The sequence below is a fragment of the Bartonella sp. AC158YNML genome (assembly GCF_042196725.1).
Taxonomy (GTDB): domain Bacteria; phylum Pseudomonadota; class Alphaproteobacteria; order Rhizobiales; family Rhizobiaceae; genus Bartonella.
Window position 1 is genome coordinate 1 of the sequence record NZ_JBHIQU010000039.1, and the last position, 4,194, is coordinate 4,194.

The 4,194-nt window shown below is 38.9% G+C and carries 2 protein-coding genes; both read right to left on the reverse strand.

Annotated features, from left to right (window positions below; all coding sequences use genetic code 11):
• On the reverse strand, positions 1-2,654 hold a 2,654-nt coding region (locus ACFIM1_RS08900), incomplete at its 3' end, for an autotransporter outer membrane beta-barrel domain-containing protein (protein ID WP_375609780.1).
• A 319-nt stretch (positions 2,655-2,973) separates the two neighbouring features.
• The gene (locus ACFIM1_RS08905; RefSeq protein ID WP_375609781.1) at positions 2,974-4,011 is read right to left on the reverse strand and encodes a tyrosine-type recombinase/integrase; all 1,038 of its coding nucleotides are present in this window, start codon (positions 4,009-4,011) and stop codon (positions 2,974-2,976) included.
• Positions 4,012-4,194: the final 183 nt, after the last annotated feature.

Here is a 4,194-nt window from a genome sequence, read left to right on the forward strand (position 1 = left end):
TAAGTATAGAGGAAGAAACCGGTTTGTTTTTCCTCTTCTTTTCCTAAGACAGATGTTCTGATATTGGCTAAGAGTGCGTTTTGTTTAGCCATATCGGTTAATCCACTGTAGAAGAGAGCATTTGGCATGACCAAATAGCTTGCTGTTTGTGGTACAGGGGCAACGGTAGGGATATTTGTTTCAGGATCAGGATTTGAACCAGAATTGGAGCCAAGCAGTTCGGGTTGCAAACGGAAATCCCAGAAATTTTCATTCTTTTCATCAAAGAGGTTTTGTGCAATATCGGCTTTGCCTTGGCTTGAGTCTGGTCCATAGGCACGTAGTGTATACATATCCGGTAAGCCACCTCTTGTGGTATAACCATTTACCAGTTTGAAAGAGTTTTCTTCTGCTTTTCCAGAAACTTGAATGAGTGAAAGACCACGGACATTGGCAGCAGCAGAGGTGTTTGCTTCGATATTGTTCTCTTCTAAGCGCCCCGTGACATAAACTGATGTGTTGCCAGAGACATCCCCATGGATCAAAAGTCTATCGGTTTTTTGGTTATTTATTGCAGCACCATCACTCCAAGCCGTGTTGAAGTAAATCTTTGCATCACCCGTTGCATTGTAGACTTCTTGCGTGTCTGGTTTACCAGAACCTATATGCAATGTTTGGTAATGATCTTCGGTTGGTTTCTCAAAAACAATGGAGCTGTTATCGAGATTAAGCACAGAAACATCAGAACGAGATCTTTGAGCGATATCAAGCAGATTGCCATCATCATCTTTTTCGTTTTTGCTAATTTTCAACGTCCATGTTGTATCGTTTTTCAGATCAAAACGTACATTTCTGTCTTTAGCAATATTTGCTCTGCCTTCTAGAGTAGACTGATCAGCGCTTAATGTGAAGGTGCCGTTGGAGATCGCTTTAACCTCTTTACCATCCCACAAATCTTTATCTTTCCATGACGTTTTGTCCCAAAAAATACCATCTCCTAATAATACGTCAGCATGGACTTCTGATTTTTTAAGATTGACTGTGCCGATTGATGGAGCAGCAGCATCTTCGATGCTTTTTTCAACAACAGCTCTAATGAAAATTCCTGTGCCATTTTCAGCATGAAGCTCTGCATTGGTCAGATTGATCTCATTACTATGATATTTTTGTGGATCATGCGAGCTATTTGGATTATCATCGGAGAAAGTTGCGAATTGTAAACCGGCAACTTCTGCTGTGGCAGAAACATCTGTCAGATCAATATGTCCACCATTTATTACAACCAGCGCAGCCATTTTTGCTTCTATTTTATTTTTCTTCCCATTCTGAGGAGTGTCGGATTGGGTATCTAGATCTTTAGAATTAGTATCAATAGCGCTATTGCTCGTTTTAATTGTGCTACCTTCAATGACAAAAAGACCAACATCAACATTTTGAATGGTTGTTTTGCCATTGAATTCAACTATACTATCGGGATCCCAAATGTTTACACCAACGGTTGGTTCTTCGGATTCACTACCGGTTATTGTTAAATCTCCGCTAATGATTTTACTTCCACCGTCTGCATAAAAACCTTCATCGACATTTTGAATGGTTGTTTTGCCGGTTAACTGAATTTCACTACCAGAATCCTCTGTCCGTACACCAGTGCTTATTTTGCTGAGATTTTCATTAATTGCTTTACCACCGACTACTGTTAAATTTTCGCTGGTAATTTTGCCACCATTTATTGCTCTAAGACCCTTCAAAATATTATTAATCGTTGCCGTTCCATGCAATTCAATTCTGCTATCGGGACCAAGTGCAAGTGCACCGGCTCCTTTGCCATCTGTTGTTAGAGTAACATCCGTAATTTCAATACGTCCACCATTTTCTGTAAGTAATGCGCCTTCATGTCCATTCAAACTTCCTCCTATGACAGCCCCTCCTTTCATTGTGATCTTGGATTCTATACCATCTGCATGGAGTCCAGTACCATTAGATGATGCGACTGTAACATTGTTGTTTAAAGTAATGATGCTGCCATTTTGAGCAGATATTGCTGTATTTTTTGCAAGAAATGATCCTCCAGACACTGTTATTGTTGAGTGATCATCTGCAAATATGCCTGTTAGTGCTTGAGTTACGGTTACATTGTTCAAGGTTACTGTGCTGTTTTTAGCACTTATTCCTAAGGATAGTGAACTGTTATCGTTTTCACTCGATATTACCACGTCTTCCAGCTTGTTTTTTTTACTCTTACTGTCAGAAAAGGAAGCACCAGTGCTAGATAAAATGCCAGATGAGGAGGACGCCATTCCAGAATATGTAATTGTTCCTTTAGTCATTTGAAGTGTCGCACCGTCTTTGGCTTCAAGGCCTAAGAAAATATCAGAACCAGTGCCTTTAATGGTTGTGCCATCCAGTAACTCAATCGCACTGTCAGCACCTTCTGCTGTTACAGCATAGACGGTTTCGTTTGTGCCCTGGTTTATATCTTTATTCGTAACAATGGTTAAATGTTTTCCAATGATTTTGCCACCGCCTTTTGCGTGAATAGTTTCGTAGGTTTTATCGGATACTTCTTGTTGTTTTCCCTCAGAAACTACGAGGGTTTCAGCATGTGCACTGAACTGGATGTTAAATAGGATAATAGCGGCTACAGCCGTGCATGATAAAAGGGATGTTTTATACACCAGTATTCTCCTTATGAGAGCCCCCAAATATTCATTTCCCCGCGAACTTCATAAGAAGAAGTGAAAATGGATAGTTGTTATTAATTTCAGTAATTGTCTTTATTTGGTAAGATATTTTTGGTTTTTTGTCAAAATTAAAAAATAATTGATATTAATTATGTCTAATACAAAATGTATTTATAACTGATTTTATTTAAAGAATTATAATTTTGAATATTATTATTCAGAGGGGTAACCAATAATAATTAAATCAATAAGTTATATTTAATGTAAGGGAATAGTTGAGTTTTGATTTTATTACGTTTTTTTGTCTCTATCCCTAACTTTTTTGGAGCTTTTGTATTGATTCAAGAGCGAGTTTTTTGCGATCTGCGCTCTTTGTGTAGAGAGATGCCATGGCGTCATCTGTCCAGCCAAAGAGTGCTTTCAATTGTGATACTGTTGCCCCGGAATTAGCCGCGCGTGTTGCTGCTAATTTTCTTAAGCCATGGGCTGATTTTTTTATGCCTGCTTGGATACATGCCTTATAGAATAGAGTTCCGAAGTTTTCTTTGGAGAGTGCTTTTCGCCTTTTACTACAGATAAATGTTTCTTCTCCAATAGGACCAACTTTAAGCGTTTTGGCTAATTCTGGCAAAATTGGGAGAAAGACATCTGTCTTAAATTGGCTCTTTTCTGTTTTGAGATGAATGATATTATCTTTTACGTCTTTCCAACCAATGCGGACTGCATCACCACGACGCAAACCCGTGTAAAGAAGAACATCAATCCAAACACGTTCATGGGTACCATGTGACCAGCGTTGGTAATATTTTTCAACATCTTCTTCTGTCCAAACGGGAAAGCCCTCTTTATTTTTTAGAGGAGGTCTTGTGATACCTAAAGTAGGGTTGCTTTCCAAAAGTCCTTGTTCAATCGCCCATTTAAAAAGCCCATTTAGGGATTGTAGAAAGTCTCTAGCCATTGCTGGTGTTTCTTTGCGCCGTTCAACACCGGCTATGATATGTTTCTTTTCGATTGCTTGGTATGAAATGTGTCCTATAGTATCGCATACTTTCATAAGAGTGTATTCTCTTTGTTTCTTTGTGGCTTTAGCGAGGTTATGCCAATTGGAGCTATTAAGATACTGTTTAAGGAGCCATGCAAATGAACCTTCGACTAGCTTACCGGTTTTGGATTTAGGGAGTATAAGCCCTTGTAATTCGGCAAGTGCGCTTTTGTAATTGTCAACAAACTCTTGCGTTCCATAAATCCCGCGTATTCTAATACGTTTTCCATGACCAATACGTACATACCATATGATTTTACCGTGGCGTGTAATTTCTTTGACGAGATGAGGGGGGCGTGATTTTGGCATGGTAAATTACATGTTGTAAAGTAAAACTTCATCACTTTCATTTTTTGACAAAGACAATAGCTTGTCAGGATTTACTGTTGAGTTTGGTAATGGGATATCTGCTTTCAGATAGATAAGCAGTTCACCGGTAGGTTTGATTTCTATGAGTTCGCATTTTTGCTTTTTTGCTTCTCTTAAAGCTCG

Coding starts and splice junctions, on each gene's coding strand:
- ACFIM1_RS08905 (WP_375609781.1), bottom strand. CDS start 4,011: ATGCCAAAATCACGCCCCCCTCATCTCGTCAAAGAAATTACACGCCAC.